Origin of the sequence: Novosphingobium sp. PhB55, assembly GCF_004368805.1 — a bacterium.
Taxonomy (GTDB): domain Bacteria; phylum Pseudomonadota; class Alphaproteobacteria; order Sphingomonadales; family Sphingomonadaceae; genus Novosphingobium.
In genome coordinates, this window is record NZ_SODQ01000001.1 from 569,815 (window position 1) to 587,167 (window position 17,353).

Here is a 17,353-nt window from a genome sequence, read left to right on the forward strand (position 1 = left end):
TGCGAGGCACTTCCTGAAGATGGCCCACCGGTCCCGGACCATCCCGGGGAAGACGAAACGAGGAACAACGAGTGGCTTCGCTCAAGGAACTCAAGGGCCGCATCAACTCGGTCAAGTCGACCCAGAAGATCACCAAGGCCAAGCAGATGGTCGCCGCGGCCAAGCTGCGCAAGGCGCAGGCCGCCGCGGAGTCCGCGCGTCCCTACGCCGCCCGCCTCGCAGAGGTCATGGGCTCGCTCGCGTCCAAGATCACCGTCAGCGAGAACAGCCCCAAGCTGCTCGCCGGCACCGGCAGCGACAAGGTGCATCTGCTCGTCGTCGCGAACTCGGACAAGGGCCTGTGCGGCGCGTTCAACTCGAACATCGTCAAGGCTGCCCGCGTCAAGGCGCGTGAACTGGAAGCACAGGGCAAGACCGTCCTGTTCTACCTCGTCGGTCGCAAGGGCCGCGCGCCGCTGCGCCGCGAGTTCCCGAAGCAGATCGCCCACATGTTCGACACCACCGATGTGCGTGACCCCGGCTTCGACGAAGCCGAGCGTATCGCCAACGAACTGGTGGCGATGTACGAAGCCGGCAAGTTCGACGTGGCGCATCTGTTCTACTCGAAGTTCCGTTCGGCCCTGCTGCAGGAGCCGACAGACCAGCAGATCATTCCCGTCCCCGCTCCCAAGGCGGTGGCCGCTACCGCCGGTGCGGATGCGGTGACCGAATACGAGCCGGAGGAAGAGGAAATCCTCGCCGCGCTGCTGCCGCGCTACTTGCGCACCCAGCTGTTCGGCGCCCTGCTGGAAAACGCCGCGTCCGAACAGGGTGCGTCGATGACGGCGATGGACAACGCCACCCGCAACGCCGGTGACCTGATCAAGAAGCTGACCATCGTCTACAATCGCACCCGCCAGGCTGCGATCACCACCGAACTCGTCGAAATCATTGCTGGCGCGGAAGCGCTTTAAGTCATCGCAGGCAAGGAAACCGAAATGGCCACTGCACCCGTGCTCAACCAAACTTCTACCGGCAAGATCAGCCAGGTCATCGGCGCCGTCGTCGACGTGACCTTCGAAGGCGAACTGCCCGCCATCCTCTCCGCGCTAGAGACCGAGAACAACGGCCAGAAGCTGGTTCTCGAAGTCGCCCAGCACCTCGGCGAGAACACCGTGCGCACCATCGCCATGGACGGCACCGACGGTCTGACCCGCGGCCAGCCCGTGTCGAACACCGGCAAGCAGATCTCGGTGCCGGTCGGCCCCAAGACGCTCGGCCGCATCATGAACGTCGTCGGCGATCCCATCGACGAGCGCGGCCCGGTCGGCTCGGACATGTTCGCCCCGATCCACGCCGAAGCCCCACCCTTCGTCGACCAGTCGACCGAAGCGGCGATCCTGGTCACCGGCATCAAGGTCATCGACCTTCTCGCGCCTTACGCCAAGGGCGGCAAGATCGGCCTGTTCGGCGGCGCCGGCGTGGGCAAGACGGTTCTCATCCAGGAACTGATCAACAACATCGCCAAGGGCCACGGCGGCGTCTCGGTCTTCGCGGGCGTCGGTGAACGTACCCGTGAAGGCAACGACCTCTACCACGAATTCCTCGACGCCGGCGTTATCGCCAAGGACGCCGAAGGCAACGCCGTGTCGGAAGGCTCGAAGGTTGCTCTCGTGTTCGGCCAGATGAACGAGCCGCCGGGCGCCCGCGCCCGCGTCGCGCTTTCGGGCCTGACCATGGCCGAGTACTTCCGCGACCAGGAAGGCCAGGACGTTCTGTTCTTCGTCGACAACATCTTCCGCTTCACCCAGGCGGGTGCGGAAGTGTCGGCGCTGCTCGGCCGTATTCCTTCGGCCGTGGGCTATCAGCCGACCCTGTCGACCGACATGGGCCAGCTGCAGGAACGCATCACCTCGACCACCAAGGGCTCGATCACCTCGGTCCAGGCGATCTACGTTCCCGCGGACGACCTTACCGACCCGGCGCCGGCCACCTCGTTCGCCCACTTGGACGCAACGACCACGCTGAACCGCGCCATTTCGGAACTGGGCATCTACCCGGCCGTCGACCCGCTCGACTCGACCTCGCGCGTTCTTGAGCCCCGCGTCGTCGGTGCCGAGCACTACGAAACCGCCCGCCGCGTTCAGGAAACCCTGCAGAAGTACAAGTCGCTTCAGGACATCATCGCGATCCTGGGCATGGACGAGCTTTCGGAAGAAGATAAGCTCACCGTCGCCCGCGCCCGCAAGATCCAGAAGTTCCTTTCGCAGCCGTTCCACGTCGCGGAAGTCTTCACCGGCATCCCGGGCAAATTCGTCCAGCTCGAAGACACCGTGAAGTCGTTCAAGGCCGTCGTCGAAGGCGAATACGATCACCTTCCGGAAGCAGCCTTCTACATGGTCGGCGGCATCGAGGAAGCGGTCGCCAAGGCCAAGAAGCTGGCCGAAGAGGCGTAATCGATCATGGCTCTGCACTTCGAACTCGTCACGCCGGCCAAGCTCGTCCGCTCGGAAGACGTCCACATGGTGGTCGTCCCCGGCACCGAAGGCGAGTTCGGCGTGCTGGAGGGCCACGCGCCCTTCATGTCGACGATCGCCGACGGCGCGCTCAAGGTCTACCGGACCGAGAACGCCACTCCGGAAGAAATCCGCATCACCGGCGGCTTCGCCGAAGTGGGCGACAAAGGCCTGACCGTACTCGCCGAGCACGTCGGCTGATCTTCGACACAGCCTGATGAGGCTTCAGAAAGGGCGTCGCCGGGCAACCGGCGGCGCCCTTTGCCATTCCAGCCCCCAGCCCCCAGCCCCCAGCCTCCATGCCTTTTGCGCTTTGATAACCATTCTTTGACTATGGAAGCCGCGAAAGCTTGAGGAAATGGCATGGGGAACTTGACGATAACGACTGGTTCGCCTGCCTTGGACCGAAGCATCTTCAGAACCGGACGCAACTGGCGTGTTCTACTTTGCCGCACGCGAACGGGGCAGTTTCTCATACTGTTCGCCTTCGCCCTGTTGATCCGGGCTCCGGCTTTCGGCGAGTGGAACTTCGATATCGACGAGCAGTTTTACGCGCTCGTCGGCCAACGGCTGCTTGCGGGTGATATCCTTTATCTGGACATCTGGGATCGAAAGCCCCCGGCGCTCTATCTCACCTATTCGCTGCTCAGCCTCGTTTCCCGATCGTTTCTTTTCTACCACCTTGCCGCCACGATAAGCGCCGCGCTCGGCGCATATGGCATCGTCCGGATTGCGCGGCGTCTGACCGGGGTCGGTGCGGCGATTATGGCCGCCCTCGCCTATCTGGCGATGCTCAACCGTTTCGGAGGGGCCACCGGGCAGGCACCGGTCTGGTTTAACACGCTCATGATCTTTGCCGCGTGGAGCATCGTGACACGCCTTGATCGGCTACGTTCGGGAAGGATCGACCCGGTACTGGCTGCCGGTGTGGCAAGTGCAGGGTTTGCGATCGCCTTCAAACAGTCTGCCGCCATCGAATGCGGCTTCTTCGGCATCTGGATCGCGGCCTGGCTGCTTCGCAGCGGCATCTCTCCGTCAAAGGGCCTTGGACAGGTGCTGCTGCTGGCTGCTCTGGGTGCACTGCCGGTGGCCGCCACCTTCGCGTGGTATTGGCACATCGGACATTTCCCGGAACTATGGCACGCCCTGGTCGATTCGAATTTCCACCGTCTTTACGCCGATCCCCACGAACGCTTCATGCGTCTGGCTGCGCTCATCGGCCTCCTTGGCATGCCGCTAGTCTTCGCCGGTCTCGGCTGGGCCGCGCTTGATCGAACGGAGCGGTACAATGGCGAAGTCCTGTTCCTCGTCGCGTGGTCGTTCGTTGCACTCATCGCAATCGCCAGCTTCCCGAATATCTTTCCCCACTATGCCCTGCCCATCCTGGCGCCGCTCTGCATCCTGTCGGCCATCTTCTTCGAGCGACGCGATATCGGTCGCCTGGCATTTGCCGCCATGGTTCTCGTCAACCTGGCCTACGCCGGCAGTTTCGACCTTGTGTCCCGTTACAAGGCGCATCGCGCCACGCCCGCTTTCGTCAACTATGTCCGATCCGAGACCCCGCACGATCGGCTTTTCGTCTGGGGCTTTCCCAGTTACTTGTACTCACTGCTGGATATCCGTCCGCCCAGCCCTCTCGCCTTTCCTCCTCACCTCTTCGAAGGCGCCGAGAGCGGCGTGAGCGCGATCGACGAAGTTGCCGAAGTACGCCGCATAATCGCACAGCGACCCGAAACCGTCGTGGTACAACGCCCGATAGTGGCCGAGCCCAAAAACCTGCCCAACGTGGACCGCGTCGAGGCCTATCTGCGCACCTGCAACCGGGTCAGATACTTCACCATCTACGACCACAATGGCCCGCAAATCCAGGCGGTCCACAGCCGCTGCGGCGGCAACTAACGGCGAGCGCTGCCGCGCCGCTCAGGTTCGGCATTACCAACGTTGCATGAATAGCGCAGCGGAACGTGGGATTGACGGCACGTTTCCGAGCTATCCCGGCGTGTCGGTATCGAAGCCGACAGATCAGGATAGGAAGCCCCAGACGCTTCACCCCATTCGTCACCCATTAGGAAGTTATCAAAGTTTCAACCTTAATCCTTTGCTTATCGCGGGACGCCACCGGGCCAGACCGGAGCGTTGAAAGGGTTTGACGAGACAATGACTGCATTCGGGCGGCGCAACGGAATCGGCGGTCTGGGCCAGGGTGCCAGGCCCGCATTCGGGGTGGCCAAGCCGCTGAAGGTAGGGGCTGCCGATAAGCCCGTGGCACCCGGCAATGCCGACCCTGCACCGTCGGAAGCCGCTGCACCGCAAAACTCCCGCGACGATGCGATGTCGCGTCTCGCGGACCGCGCCAATGCCGTGCATGATGGCCAGTCCGAGCAGAGCGGCTTCGAGGCATCCATCCACAAGATCAAGGAGCAGGTCCTGCCGCGCCTGCTGGAGCGCGTGGACCCCGAAGCCGCCGCGACGCTGACCAAGGACGAGCTGTCCGAGGAATTCCGGCCCATCATCATGGAGGTCCTCGCCGAGCTCAAGATCACCTTCAACCGCCGCGAGCAGTTCGCGCTGGAGAAGGTCCTGATCGATGAGCTGCTGGGCTTCGGCCCGCTGGAAGAGCTGCTGAACGATCCCGACGTCTCGGACATCATGGTCAACGGTCCGAACCAGACCTACATCGAAAAGAAGGGCAAGCTCCAGCTCGCGACGACCAAGTTCCGAGACGAGCAGCACTTGTTCCAGATCGCCCAGCGCATCGTCAACCAGGTCGGCCGCCGCGTCGACCAGACCACGCCGCTGGCCGACGCCCGCCTCAAGGACGGCAGCCGCGTCAACGTGATCGTGCCGCCGCTTTCCCTGCGCGGCACCGCCATCTCGATCCGTAAATTCTCGGAGAAGCCGATCACCATCGACATGCTCAAGGACTTCGGTTCGATGAGCGAGAAGATGGCGACCACGCTGAAGATCGCCGGAGCCTGCCGGATGAACGTCGTGATCTCGGGCGGTACCGGGTCCGGCAAGACGACGATGCTCAACGCGCTGTCCAAGATGATCGACCCCGGCGAACGCGTGCTCACCATCGAGGACGCCGCCGAACTGCGCCTGCAGCAGCCGCACTGGCTGCCGCTGGAAACTCGCCCGCCGAACCTCGAAGGCCAGGGCGCCATCACCATCGGCGATCTCGTCAAGAACGCACTGCGCATGCGTCCCGACCGCATCATCCTGGGCGAAATCCGCGGCGCGGAATGCTTCGACCTGCTGGCCGCAATGAACACCGGCCACGATGGCTCGATGTGCACGCTTCACGCCAACAGCCCGCGCGAGTGCCTGGGCCGTATGGAAAACATGATCCTGATGGGCGACATCAAGATCCCCAAGGAAGCGATCAGCCGCCAGATCGCCGAATCGGTGGACCTCATCGTGCAGGTGAAGCGCCTGCGCGACGGTTCGCGCCGCACCACCAACATCACCGAAGTGATCGGCATGGAAGGCGATGTCATCGTCACCCAGGAACTCTTCAAGTTCGAATATCTGGACGAGACCGACGACGGCAAGATTATCGGCGAATTCCGCAGCTCCGGCCTGCGCCCCTACACTCTGGAAAAAGCGCGCCAGTTCGGCTTCGACCAGGCCTATCTCGAAGCCTGCCTCTAACCCCTGAACAGATCCTTCCCGACCACCCCCAGCAGCAGTACCGCTGCCATGAGGGCGAAAAAGAACACGGGCGTCCAGGGCATGAAGCCCACCCGGTCGAGGTCGCGGCGCTTCATGCGGCGGCGGTCGCCCAGCCAGGCCACGGCCGCCAGGGCAACCGCCAGGCCGCCGATCACGGCCATGATCTTATCGGAATCGTTCATGGCCCGCCCTTGCCTCCTTCCGCCGCCAAGTTAAAGCCCTGGCGGTGAACGCCGCCCGCCCATCATCGAAAACATCCCGGCCCGACCGCCCGATGCTTGCCATCACCCTGCGCCTGATGGCGATGGTGATGCTCTCGACGATGTTCATGCTGGTCAAGCTGGCAGGGCGCAGCGGGGTCTCCGCAGCGGAGATGGTGTTCTGGCGCCAGGCCATGGCCGTGCCCCTCATCGCCGGAGGACTGTTGATGACGGGCCGCCTGCCGATGTTGCGGACACGGCGCCTCGGCACTCACGCCGCCCGCGCGACGACAGGCACGCTCGGCCTGGTCTGCAACGTCACCGCAGCCATGCTGCTGCCGTTGCCGGTGGGTACGACCCTTGGCTTCACCGCGCCGCTCTTCGCCGTGCTCATCACTGCGCTGGTCGTGCGCGACAAAGTTGGCCCCTGGCGCTGGCTTGCGGTGGTCCTGGGCTTCCTGGGGGTGCTTGTCATCACCCGGCCCGATGCGCCGGTGCAGGGCCTGCCACTGGTGGGGCTGGCCGCCGGACTGGGCGCCGGCGTCATCGTCGCCGTGGTGAGCTTCCAGATCCGCGACCTTGCCCGGACTGAAGAACCCATCGCCTGCGTGTTCTGGTTCGCCTTCTTCGGTTCCCTCTTCGCCGCCGTGCTTCTGCCCTTCTACGGTCGCGCTCACGAGCCCCAGATATGGCTGCTGCTTGTCGCCGTGGGGGTTACCGGAACCCTGGCGCAACTGCTCATCACCGCGGCGCTGCGCCACGGCGCGGTCGCCACCGTCGTGGTCATGGACTACACCGCCCTCATTTGGGCAACCACTTACGGATACACCATTTTCGGCGACGCACCGCCGCCTTCGATCTGGTTCGGCGCCCCGCTGATCATCGCTGCCGGGCTCGTCATCACCTGGCGGGAGCATGTCCTGAGCAAGCGGATCTCTCCGACTTCCGCCCTGGATGAAAGCGCGATCGAAGAATCCGTGCTGCCTTCGCGCTAGCCGCCGGGAACCGGGAGCTTCACCGAGAGTTGCCTCCAACGTTCCCGCTTGAATGATCGGGATTGCGTAGAAAGGAACCTCACATGGTCAAGAATCTCGTTCTCGCGCTGGTCGCCGGAAGCATCGTCTTCTCCGCCGCAGCCTGCAACACCGTGAAGGGCGCGGGCAAGGACGTTGAATCGGTCGGCCAGGCCGGCGACGACGCCATCAACAAGTAATTCGCCTGAGGCGTCCAGCACCGCTGCTCCGATGCGGCGCAACGCCGTATCGGCGCGGCGGATAGCCTGCTGACCTGACCGCGAGCCCCTTTCTCTCCATCGGAAGATGGATTAGCGACAGCGCGAGGCATCCGCCTCGGACATTGTTCGTTGAAGGGTCAAGCAATCATGATCAGGAAAGCGGTTCTGGCGCTTGCAGTTTCGGGCCTCGTGCTCGGTGCGGCGGCCTGCAATACCGTTCGCGGCGTCGGCCAGGACATCGAGTCTGCCGCAAACGCGGTTGACCGCGCGACCTGAGGTCTCCGAAGGTAACGTGGCGCGAAACGGCCAGCCGCTTCGCGCCACAAGCTTTTCCCTTGAAGATCAGCTGTCCGAGATGTGGTTCGCCACCATGGCGCGCGCCCTCTGCCACAGGATCATGCGGCTGATCACCACCATCCCCAGCACGAAGCCGAGCATGGCATCGGTCATCAGCAGGGCATTGGCAGCCGGATGGCCCGCCCCGATCGCCATTCCGCCCGGCAAGATCATCCGCCGCAAGGCGAAGACGACCAGAATCAGCACCAGCGCCAAGGGCGATTGGCGCATCATTACCCGGGCCTCGCCCCCCTCACCCTCGACATGGAGCCGCATGAGGCGCGAACGCTGCATGCCGATCCCGCCGCCGATGGCGAAGCCGGCGGCCAGGGCCATCCAGCCCAGCACCCCCGGCGGCATGCCATAGAGCGCCAGGCTGACTGTCGCTCCGACGATCAGCGGCGCAATCCAGAGAAGGGGGAGACGGAGCGGCCGCGCCTTTTCAAGGCTGCGAAAACGCCAGGCCATCACTGCTGCGAAAATCAGCAACGGCAGCCAGGCCGCGTATCCGTTTCCCCCCATAGTCTCAGCTACCCCCGATTTCGCTCAGCGAAGGCGTGCCCGGCTCACCCGGGGCGCCCTGCCATACGAGCACAGGCTTGCGCGCCGCGAGCGTTTCGTCAAGGCGGCGACGCGGTGCGAAGTGCGGTGCGCTGTGGAGGCTCTGGTCGCCATCCTTGGCGCGCTGGGCCAGGCTGCGCAGCGAACCGATGAAGCGATCGAGGCCGGCCTTGCTTTCCGTCTCGGTCGGCTCAACCAGCATCGCGCCCTTCACCACCAGCGGGAAGTAGACCGTCATCGGGTGGAAGCCCTCGTCGATCAGGCCCTTGGCGATGTCCAGCGTGGAGAAGCCCTCGGCCAGACCCGCGTCGCTGAACAGCGCCTCGTGCATGCACGGGCCGCTCTTGGCGAAGGGTGCCGGCAGCAGATCCTCGCACGAACGCAGGACGTAGTTGGCGTTGAGCACCGCGTCCTCGGCCACCTGGCGCAGACCGTCCGCACCGTGGCTGAGGATGTAGGTCAGTGCGCGGGTGAACATGCCCATCTGACCGTGGAAGGCGACCATGCGGCCGAATGCCTGCGCATGGCCCTCGCCCGCGTTCTCTTCTTCGACCAAGTGGACGCGGCCATCTTCACCGCGGCTGACGAAGGGCAGCGGCGCGAAGGGCGCCAGCGCTTCGGACAGCACGACCGGGCCGGCACCGGGACCGCCACCGCCGTGCGGGGTGGAGAAGGTCTTGTGCAGGTTGATGTGCATGGCATCGACGCCAAGGTCACCGGGGCGAACCTTGCCGACGATGGCGTTGAAGTTGGCGCCGTCGCAATAGACGTAGCCGCCGGCCGCGTGAACCGCGTCACCGATCGCCTTCATGTCGGGCTCGAACAGACCGCAAGTATTCGGGTTGGTGATCATCACGCCAGCGACGTTCGGGCCCAGCTTGGCCTTCAGCGCCTCTACATCGACGCGGCCTTCCGGGGTCGCCGGGATCGACTGGACCTTGAAGCCCGCGAAAGCGGCGGTCGCCGGGTTGGTGCCGTGGGCGCTCTCAGGCACAAGCACCACGTCGCGCTTCTCACCGCGCGCGTCGAGCGCGGCGCGGATGCAGAGCAAGCCGCACAGCTCGCCATGCGCGCCGGCCTTGGGGCTCATGGCCACCGAGGCCATACCGGTCAGCGTGATCAGCCAGTCGGCCAGTTGCTCGATCACCTCCAGCGCGCCCTCGACCGTCTTCTGCGGCTGGAGCGGGTGGACGTCGGCAAAGCCCGGCAGACGGGCCATCTTCTCGTTCAGGCGCGGGTTGTGCTTCATCGTGCACGAACCGAGCGGGAACGGCCCGAGATCGATCGCGTAGTTCTGGCGCGACAGGCGGGTGTAGTGGCGCACGGTTTCGGGCTCGGTCAGTCCGGGCAGCGCCGGAGCGGACTTGCGCAGGAACTTCGACAGGCCGGCCGCCGCCGGACGGCTGGGCGTGTCGAGATCGACGCCGCACTTCTCGGACGAACCGAGTTCGAAGCTGAGCGCTTCTTCCAGCATCAGGCCATAATCGCCCGAGGCGGTCTTGAAGGTCGTGCCTTCGCCAGCGTCACCCATGCTCGGGCGCCAGCCGCTTGCGTTTACCGCGTTCATGCCAGCACTCCTTCAAGTTCACGGGCAAACACTTCGATATCCTCGTCAGTCACGGTCTCGGTCGCCGTCACCAGCAGGCCCTTGTGGAGATCGCTGTCCTCGGGGAACAGGCGGCCGAGCGAGACGCCGCCCAGAACCTTGCGGTCCGCCAGTTCACGGACCACTTCGCGGGCGTCGCGGGTAAGGACCAGCGTTGCTTCGTTGAAGTAGGCCTGGTTCAGCACCGTCACGCCCGGCACTTTGGCCAGACGCTCGATCATGGCCTGCGCCTTGTCGTGGTTCACGGCGGCCAGCTGGGCCAGGCCTTCACCACCCAACAGGGTCAGGTGAATGCTGAAAGCCAGCGCGCAAAGCCCTGAATTGGTGCAGATATTGCTGGTCGCCTTCTCGCGGCGGATATGCTGTTCGCGCGTGGAGAGCGTCAGCACGAAGCCGCGCTTGCCTTCGGCGTCCACGGTCTGGCCGCAGAGACGGCCCGGCATCTGGCGCACGAACTTCTCGCGGCAGCCGAACAGGCCCAGGTACGGGCCGCCGAACTGCAGGCCGACGCCGATCGACTGGCCTTCGCCCACGACGATATCGGCACCCAGCGCGCCCGGCGCCTCGATCATGCCCAACGCCACCGGCTCGGTGACGACCGCGATGAGCAACGCGCCCTTGGCGTGCGCGGCATCGGCAATCGCGGCGAGGTCGGGGATGCGGCCCATCACGTCCGGATACTGGACGACGACACAGGAGGTCTTGTCGTCGATCTGGGCGATGACAGCGGCGTCATCGGGCTCAGCCACGAGTTCGGCCTTCAACGAGACGATGTCGTCTTCGGTGAACTTGGCCATCGTGCGCACGACTTCGGCGTAGTGCGGATGCAGGCCGCTCGACAGCACGGCGCGGGTCTTGCGGGTGATGCGGCTGGCCATCAGGATCGCTTCCCAGCACGCGGTCGAACCGTCGTACATCGAGGCGTTGGCGATGTCGGTGCCGAACAGGCGCGCGACCTGCGTCTGGAACTCGAACAGCACCTGCAGCGTGCCCTGCGCGATTTCCGGCTGGTAGGGCGTGTAGGCGGTCAGGAACTCGCCGCGCTGGATCAGGTGATCGACCGAGGCCGGAACGTGATGGCGATAAGCGCCAGCGCCGATGAAGAACGGCGCCGTTCCGGCCGAGAGGTTCTTGGCCGCAAGCGCGGACATGTGCCGTTCCACCGCCATTTCGCTGGCGTGGAGCGGCAACCCCGCGATGGGACCGGAAAGACGGGCCTCGGCGGGCACGTCGACGAAGAGGTCGTCGACCGTGTCGGCACCGATGACGCCGAGCATCTCGGCACGATCGGCGGGAGTCAGGGGCAGGTAGCGCAAGCGGCGATACTCCGTGAATTCTATCGGTAAATCAGAGGCTTTCGACGTACTGCTTGTAAGCAGCCTCATCCATCAGCGCGCCGAGTTCGGAAGCGTCCGAAAGAGTGATGCGGAACAGCCAGCCGCCGGTTTCGGCCTGGGTGTTGACCAGTTCGGGCTCATCGGCGAGCGCGCCATTGGCTTCGGCTATCGTGCCCGAAACCGGGGTATAGACGTCCGATGCGGCCTTCACCGAATCGACGACCGCAACCGAATCGCCCTTGCCGAACGTGGCGCCGGCTTCGGGCAGGTCCACGAACGTGATGTCGCCAAGCTGGCCCTGCGCATAGTCGGTGATGCCCACGGTGCCGAGGTCGCCCTCGATTTCAATCCACTCGTGTTCCTGCGAGAAATAACGGGTCATGGGTAGGTATCCTCAGCGGTGATAGCGGTTGGGGACGAAGGGCATGGCTGCGACGATGGCGTCGAGCTTCTTGCCCCGTATTTCGATGGAAAGAGCCGTGCCTTCCGCCGCCACGGCGGCGTCGATATAGGCCATGGCGATGGGGTGCTGGAGCGAGGGCGAGAAGCCGCCCGAGGTCACTACGCCCACTTCCTGTTCGCCATGGAAGACCTTGGCGCCTTCACGCGCGGCCTGGCGGCCGTCAAGCTTCAGCCCGATGCGCTTCTGTGCGGTGCCTTCGGCAAAGTCGCGCTGGACGCGGTCCGCGCCGGGGAAACCGCCTTCGAGGCGGCGGCGCTTGTTGACGCCGAAAGCAAGACCGGCCTCGACCGGGCCGCGCTCGGGGTCCATGTCATGGCCATAGAGCGGCAGACCGGCTTCGAGGCGCAGGGAATCGCGCGCGCCAAGGCCGATCGGCTTCACTTCGGGCTGGGCCAGCAGCAGGTCCGCCACGATGGCAGCAGCTTCGCCGGGGATCGAGATTTCGAAACCGTCCTCGCCGGTGTAGCCCGAACGGCTGATCCAGGCATCGACGCCGCCCAGCGTGAAGCGGCCGCCTTTCATGAACGTCAGCGCCGACAGCGGGTATTCGCCCTCGGCCACGCGTTCCAGCGCGGCGAAAGCCTTGGGGCCTTGCAGCGCCAGCAGCGCGCGGTCGTCAAGGTGGTTGAGCGTGACGTCGTCCGGCAGGTATTCGCGCAGCGTGCCGATATCGTCCCACTTGGTGGCGCCGTTGACGACGATATAGAAACCGCCCGGCCAGCGCGAGACCATCAGGTCGTCAAGGATGCCGCCGTTCTCGTCCAGCAGCAACGAGTAGCGCACCGCGCCCAGCTTCAGGGTCGAGAGGTCGATCGGCAGCGCAGCTTCCAGCGCAGGCTCGATATCGGTCTGCGCGTCTTCCTCGCCGGTGACCAGCAACTGGCCCATGTGGCTGACATCGAACAGGCCGGCGTTTTCACGCGTCCAGAGGTGTTCGGCCATGATGCCTCCCCCTGCGACGTCGTACTGCACGGGCATCATATAACCGGCGAACTCGACCATGCGGCCGCCCTGATCGCGGTGCCAGCCATTGAGCGGCAGCAGCATCGGTTCGAGGGGGGCTTCTTCCTGATCGGAATCGGTAATCGGATATTCGCTCAAGACATGACTCCGCACAGTTCGGTACACCATTCCAGGTGCCCCCTCTGTCACGGAAACCTGAGAGCTTCCCTTGGCCAACCAAAAGGCTTGACCAAAGTTACACCGTCGGCGGCCTCATCCCAAGGGATGAGACACTTTCCAGAGTCTCGCTATCGACGCTGCGCGGTCCTTTTGCCTGAGAGATTCCGGGGCGGTTGCTCCTTCGGCGCCTGCATGTTTCCGCATGTGCGAATCAGCAGGTCTCTCCCGCGCTGTCAGCGATACCTCGTCACTTGATTGAGCGCCGCGCCCAAGTCAACGCAATCGCGCTGCGGCGCATCATAATTTCCACCGATAGCCGCGAAGCCGACGGTAGGGCCTTCAGCGCAGGACCGCCGCCATGGAATCGTGCTCATGAACGAAAATTCCAGGTGCTTCCTCGCCGCTCAGCGCGAGGATGACCTGCGCGAGGCGCACGGCCGCGATGGAGCGGAACCGGCGCAGCCTGGCATGGAAAACCAGCAGATCTGCCAGGGGGGCAATCACCTGCCCCGCCATTTCCAGCGGACGATCCTCGATCCGCCGCCCGCGCAACAGGCCGGGCCGCAGGATATCGAGCCGCGCGAAGCCCAATTCGCTCAGGGCCTTTTCCACTTCGCCTTTCGTGCGCAAGTAGAGGTTGGTGCTTTCGGCATCGGCGCCCACGGAGGAGACCAGGATCATCCTGTCGATCCCGGCCGCGCGGGCTGCTCGAGCCGTCTCCAGCACGAGGTCATGGTCGACCGCCCGAAACGCCTCGTCGCTGCCGGCCGCCTTGCGCGTGGTGCCCAGAGCGCAGACGAGAACGTCGCCATGCGCGGCCTCGATCAGCGTCGGCCACTCGCCGGTGCCGCCGACCAGGATTTCCAGCCGCGCGCCCGCCGGCAAAGGCACTTCGCGCCGCGCGACGCCTATGATGCGGACATCCGGACGCCGGATGCTTTCCTCGATCACTGCAGCCCCGACCAGCCCGCTCGCGCCGACGAGGCAGAGACGCCGCGCAGCCACGATCGTATCAGACATTGCGCAGCCCTTCCGGGGTGCTGCCATAGATCTGGGCGTGGCAGGAGATGGCGTAGCGGTCGGTCATGCCGGCAATGTAATCGGCAATGTGGCGGCTGCGGGCCGGTTCGTGGCGGGGCAAGCCGTCGATCCAGCTTTCCTCCATCAGCACCGGCTCCTGCGAATAGGCCGAGTAAAGCTCTGCCAGCAGCGCCCGCGCACGACGCGCCGTTTCGAGTTGCTCGGGATGGTAGTAGAGCTTCTCGTACATGAAGCGCTTGAACTGCCGCTCCCCCTCCTCGACCTCGGGCGAGAAGGCCACCAGCTGGCGACCGGCGGAGCGCACCTGATCGATGCTCTCAATGCCGACCAGCCGCTTCTGCGTCTCGTCCAGCAGGTCGTTGACCATGAAGCCGATCTGGCTTCGGATCAGTTCGGCGAGCTGGCGATCGCGCGGAACGCCCGGATAGCGGCGTTCCACGTCGGCCCAGCGCGGCACGATGAAAGGATGGGCGAGCAGTTCGTCGAGATCGAGGAAACCGGCGCGCAGGCCGTCGTCGATGTCGTGGTTGTCGTAGGCGATGTCGTCGGACAGCGCCGCGACCTGAGCTTCGAGCGAGGCATAAGTGCCCAGTTCCAGGCCATAGGCCGCGTCCAGTTCCGCCAGCGCCCAGTTCGGCTCGGACACCGGTCCATTATGCTTGGCGAGGCCCTCCAGCGTTTCCCAGGTCAGGTTCAGCCCGTCATGCTCGCAATAGGGGCTCTCGATCCGCATCAGGGTGCGCAGGCAATTGGCATTGTGATCGAAGCCGCCCGCCTTGTGGAGCGCGGCGTCGAGCGCTTCCTCTCCGGCGTGGCCGAAAGGCGGGTGGCCGATATCATGCGCGAGGGCGAGGGCTTCGGTAAGGTCTTCGTCGAGGCCGAGGATCCGGGCGATCACGCGGGCGACTTGCGCCACTTCCAGGCTGTGCGTCAGGCGCACGCGGTAGTGGTCGCCATCGGGCGCGATGAACACCTGGGTCTTGTAGCGCAAGCGGCGGAAAGCGATCGAATGCACGATCCGGTCGCGGTCACGCTGGTAGGGGCTGCGCTGTCCGCGCGGCAGACCGGTGTCCACGGGGAACTCGCGGCCGCGCGAGCGAGCCGGATCGGAGGCGTAAGGTGCAAGGGTCAAGCTGAAGTCTTTCCCGAAAGCAGGCTTGCTCTCGGCGCCCTACTAGCGAGCAAGACCCGTCTTGCACAAGGCCGCCGAGGAAGTGGTCACGAGAATGGCCTGGCTGTCGTTCACGGCTTTCACGCCGCGAACCCAGGCTCCCGGCGTTTTCTTGTCGCCTTCCAGTTTCTGCAGCTTGATCAGTTGCAGAATGCCCAGCCGCTTCACCATGCGCTTCGACATGCAGGTGGCCACGCGGTCCGACATCCCGGCCTCCACAAGGGCCGTGCGCAGGCGCCAGCCGGCATAGAGGTGGACGCCGAAAGAGAGCACGGCGACCAGGCCGACGAGCAGAAGGGCAGACTTGAGGAAGCGCAACATGGCAGCGCCCTATAAGGCGCCGCAATCAGTCCGCCAGCGCTTTCACGATGTCCTCGACCATCTTCTTGGCATCCGCCAGGAGCATCATGGTCTGGTCCATGTAGAACACCTCGTTGTCCACCCCGGCATAGCCCTGCCCGCCCATCGATCGCTTGATGAAGAAGATGGTCTTGGCCTTCTCCACGTCGAAGACCGGCATGCCATAGATCGGCGAGCTTTTGTCGGTCTTGGCGGCGGGATTCACCACGTCGTTCGCGCCGATGATGAAGGCGACGTCGCACTGGGCGAATTCGCCGTTGATGTCCTCCAGTTCGAAGACTTCGTCATAAGGGACGTTGGCTTCCGCCAGCAGCACGTTCATGTGGCCGGGCATGCGGCCCGCGACCGGATGGATCGCGTATTTCACACCGACGCCGTGCGCCTTGAGCCGGTCCGCCATCTCGCGAAGGACATGCTGAGCCTGGGCCACCGCCATGCCGTAGCCCGGGATGATGATGACGTTCTCGGCTTCCTTCATCAGGAACGCGGCATCTTCGGCCGAGCCGCGCTTCCACGGCCGGTCCGATACGGCAGCGCCGCCGCCTGCGCCAGCCTCGGCGCCGAAGCCTCCGGCGATCACCGAGATGAAGCTGCGGTTCATCGCCTTGCACATGATGTAGCTCAGGATCGCACCCGAAGAACCCACGAGCGCACCGGTGATGATCATGGCGGTGTTGTGCAGCGTGAAGCCCATCGCCGCGGCGGCCCAGCCCGAATAGGAATTGAGCATGGACACCACCACCGGCATGTCCGCTCCGCCGATCGGGATGATGAGCAGGAAGCCGATGGCAAAGCTGAGGAGCACGATCGCCCAGAACAGCGCGGGCGTGTTCCAGTGGAACAGACCGACGAGCACGACGATGGCCACCAGCGCCGCAAGATTGATGACGTGCCGGCCCGGTATCAGGATCGGCGCGCCGCTCATGTTGCCGTTGAGCTTGGCGAAGGCGATCACCGAGCCCGAGAACGTCACCGCACCGATGGCGACGCCCAGCCCCATCTCGATCCGGCTTCCCTTCAGGATGTCCAGGCCGCCCGCTGCGAGAATGCCGAAAGCGGCGGGATTGTAATAGGCCGCGATGCCGACAAGCACGGCGGCCAGGCCGACCAGCGAGTGAAACGCCGCGACAAGCTGCGGCATCGCCGTCATCTGGATCCTGCGCGCGATCACGAAGCCGATGCCGCCGCCGATGGCGATCGCGCCCAGGATCTCCGGCAGACTGGCGATCTCGTGCGTCAGCAGCGTGGTGGCCACGGCGATGGCCATGCCCAGCATGCCGTAGCGATTGCCCGCGCGGCTGGTGGAGGGAGACGATAGCCCGCGCAAGGCGAGAATGAAGCAGATGCCCGCAACGAGATAGGCGCCGGCGACCCAGGGGTTCAGGGCATGGGCTTCCATCAGCGCTCGCCTCCCGCCTGGGCGGACGGCGGAGCCTGCTTCGCCTTGGCGGCCGGCTTGTCCTTCTTGCGGTACATCGCCAGCATCCGCTCGGTGACGGCAAAGCCCCCGAAGATGTTGACGCTGGCCAGCACCACGGCCCCCAGCCCGAGCCATTTCGCCAGGGGCGATCCCTGTGCCGCGCTCGCCACCAGCGCACCAACGATAATCACCGAGGAAATCGCATTGGTCACCGCCATGAGCGGCGTATGCAGGGCCGGCGTTACCGACCAGACGACGTAGTAGCCCACGAAGCAGGCCAGCACGAAGATCGACAGGATCGAGACGAAGTCCATGAACTCGCTAGCCCCTTT

General features: G+C 64.7%; 19 protein-coding genes and 2 riboswitches. Of the genes, 8 read left to right on the forward strand and 11 right to left on the reverse strand.

Translation table 11 applies throughout. The features are described 5' to 3' along the window. Nucleotides 1-71 precede the first annotated feature (71 nt). The 5 genes from EDF57_RS02705 (at nucleotide 72) to EDF57_RS02725 (ending at nucleotide 6,149) form a co-directional block, all read left to right on the forward strand. Nucleotides 72-953, forward strand: coding sequence for a F0F1 ATP synthase subunit gamma (locus tag EDF57_RS02705; RefSeq protein WP_132263017.1), 882 nt, complete (start codon nucleotides 72-74; stop codon nucleotides 951-953). A gap of 24 nt (nucleotides 954-977) precedes the next feature. Continuing rightward, the gene (gene atpD / locus EDF57_RS02710; RefSeq protein ID WP_132263019.1) at nucleotides 978-2,435 is read left to right on the forward strand and encodes a F0F1 ATP synthase subunit beta; all 1,458 of its coding nucleotides are present in this window, start codon (nucleotides 978-980) and stop codon (nucleotides 2,433-2,435) included. 6 nt (nucleotides 2,436-2,441) lie between these two features. After that, nucleotides 2,442-2,696 carry an ATP synthase F1 subunit epsilon gene (locus EDF57_RS02715; protein ID WP_132263020.1) on the forward strand — a complete coding sequence of 85 codons (255 nt, stop codon included), beginning with the start codon at nucleotides 2,442-2,444 and terminating at the stop codon, nucleotides 2,694-2,696. 198 nt (nucleotides 2,697-2,894) lie between these two features. Then, nucleotides 2,895-4,394, forward strand: coding sequence for a hypothetical protein (locus EDF57_RS02720; RefSeq protein ID WP_243840843.1), 1,500 nt, complete (start codon nucleotides 2,895-2,897; stop codon nucleotides 4,392-4,394). A gap of 258 nt (nucleotides 4,395-4,652) precedes the next feature. Next, nucleotides 4,653-6,149, forward strand: coding sequence for a CpaF family protein (locus tag EDF57_RS02725; RefSeq protein ID WP_134092991.1), 1,497 nt, complete (start codon nucleotides 4,653-4,655; stop codon nucleotides 6,147-6,149). On the opposite strand, the gene EDF57_RS02730 is transcribed toward EDF57_RS02725, so the two are convergent. Continuing rightward, nucleotides 6,146-6,352: a hypothetical protein gene (locus EDF57_RS02730; protein ID WP_132263025.1), complete on the reverse strand. Its 207-nt coding sequence runs from the start codon at nucleotides 6,350-6,352 to the stop codon at nucleotides 6,146-6,148. The genes EDF57_RS02725 and EDF57_RS02730 overlap by 4 nt on opposite strands. A gap of 92 nt (nucleotides 6,353-6,444) precedes the next feature. Here EDF57_RS02730 and EDF57_RS02735 point away from each other — a divergent pair, with 92 nt between their 5' ends. From EDF57_RS02735 to EDF57_RS02745, 3 genes are all read left to right on the forward strand, one after another. Next, nucleotides 6,445-7,365 (forward strand): DMT family transporter, encoded by a 921-nt coding sequence (locus tag EDF57_RS02735; protein ID WP_134092992.1) that lies wholly within the window; start codon nucleotides 6,445-6,447, stop codon nucleotides 7,363-7,365. Nucleotides 7,366-7,448: 83 nt separating this feature from the next. Beyond that, nucleotides 7,449-7,583, forward strand: coding sequence for an entericidin A/B family lipoprotein (locus EDF57_RS02740; RefSeq protein ID WP_132263029.1), 135 nt, complete (start codon nucleotides 7,449-7,451; stop codon nucleotides 7,581-7,583). A gap of 168 nt (nucleotides 7,584-7,751) precedes the next feature. Continuing rightward, nucleotides 7,752-7,880, forward strand: a complete 129-nt coding sequence (locus tag EDF57_RS02745) for an entericidin A/B family lipoprotein (RefSeq protein WP_132263030.1) — start codon at nucleotides 7,752-7,754, stop codon at nucleotides 7,878-7,880. Nucleotides 7,881-7,946: 66 nt separating this feature from the next. Here EDF57_RS02745 and EDF57_RS02750 read toward each other — a convergent pair whose 3' ends face one another. The 10 genes from EDF57_RS02750 to EDF57_RS02795 form a co-directional block, all read right to left on the reverse strand. Further along, nucleotides 7,947-8,408, reverse strand: coding sequence for a DUF1453 domain-containing protein (locus EDF57_RS02750; protein WP_243840844.1), 462 nt, complete (start codon nucleotides 8,406-8,408; stop codon nucleotides 7,947-7,949). A 58-nt stretch (nucleotides 8,409-8,466) separates the two neighbouring features. Then, nucleotides 8,467-10,068, reverse strand: a complete 1,602-nt coding sequence (gene gcvPB / locus EDF57_RS02755; protein WP_134092994.1) for an aminomethyl-transferring glycine dehydrogenase subunit GcvPB — start codon at nucleotides 10,066-10,068, stop codon at nucleotides 8,467-8,469. Further along, the gene (gene gcvPA / locus EDF57_RS02760; RefSeq protein ID WP_134092995.1) at nucleotides 10,065-11,423 is read right to left on the reverse strand and encodes an aminomethyl-transferring glycine dehydrogenase subunit GcvPA; all 1,359 of its coding nucleotides are present in this window, start codon (nucleotides 11,421-11,423) and stop codon (nucleotides 10,065-10,067) included. The genes gcvPB and gcvPA overlap by 4 nt, the downstream gene beginning before the upstream one ends. 31 nt (nucleotides 11,424-11,454) lie before the next feature. Next, a complete protein-coding gene (gene gcvH, locus EDF57_RS02765) occupies nucleotides 11,455-11,826 on the reverse strand; it encodes a glycine cleavage system protein GcvH (protein WP_134092996.1) in 372 nt (123 codons plus the stop codon). A 12-nt stretch (nucleotides 11,827-11,838) separates the two neighbouring features. Further along, nucleotides 11,839-13,008 (reverse strand): glycine cleavage system aminomethyltransferase GcvT, encoded by a 1,170-nt coding sequence (gene gcvT / locus EDF57_RS02770; protein ID WP_134092997.1) that lies wholly within the window; start codon nucleotides 13,006-13,008, stop codon nucleotides 11,839-11,841. A gap of 34 nt (nucleotides 13,009-13,042) precedes the next feature. Next, nucleotides 13,043-13,160: riboswitch (glycine riboswitch) on the reverse strand. A 1-nt stretch (nucleotide 13,161) separates the two neighbouring features. Then, nucleotides 13,162-13,267: riboswitch (glycine riboswitch) on the reverse strand. Between the two features lie 101 nt (nucleotides 13,268-13,368). After that, nucleotides 13,369-14,049: an NAD(P)H-binding protein gene (locus tag EDF57_RS02775; RefSeq protein WP_134092998.1), complete on the reverse strand. Its 681-nt coding sequence runs from the start codon at nucleotides 14,047-14,049 to the stop codon at nucleotides 13,369-13,371. Next, nucleotides 14,042-15,202 carry a deoxyguanosinetriphosphate triphosphohydrolase gene (locus EDF57_RS02780; protein ID WP_134092999.1) on the reverse strand — a complete coding sequence of 387 codons (1,161 nt, stop codon included), beginning with the start codon at nucleotides 15,200-15,202 and terminating at the stop codon, nucleotides 14,042-14,044. Before EDF57_RS02780 ends, EDF57_RS02775 begins: the two co-directional genes overlap by 8 nt. Nucleotides 15,203-15,244: 42 nt before the next feature. Continuing rightward, entirely contained in the window at nucleotides 15,245-15,562 is a 318-nt protein-coding gene (locus tag EDF57_RS02785; protein ID WP_132263045.1) for a hypothetical protein, read from the reverse strand. 25 nt (nucleotides 15,563-15,587) lie between these two features. Continuing rightward, the gene (locus EDF57_RS02790) at nucleotides 15,588-17,000 is read right to left on the reverse strand and encodes an NAD(P)(+) transhydrogenase (Re/Si-specific) subunit beta (protein WP_132263047.1); all 1,413 of its coding nucleotides are present in this window, start codon (nucleotides 16,998-17,000) and stop codon (nucleotides 15,588-15,590) included. Beyond that, on the reverse strand, nucleotides 17,000-17,335 hold the full coding sequence (locus EDF57_RS02795) for a proton-translocating transhydrogenase family protein (RefSeq protein WP_132263049.1): 336 nt from the start codon (nucleotides 17,333-17,335) through the stop codon (nucleotides 17,000-17,002). The genes EDF57_RS02790 and EDF57_RS02795 overlap by 1 nt, the downstream gene beginning before the upstream one ends. Between the last annotated feature and the right edge of the window lie 18 nt (nucleotides 17,336-17,353).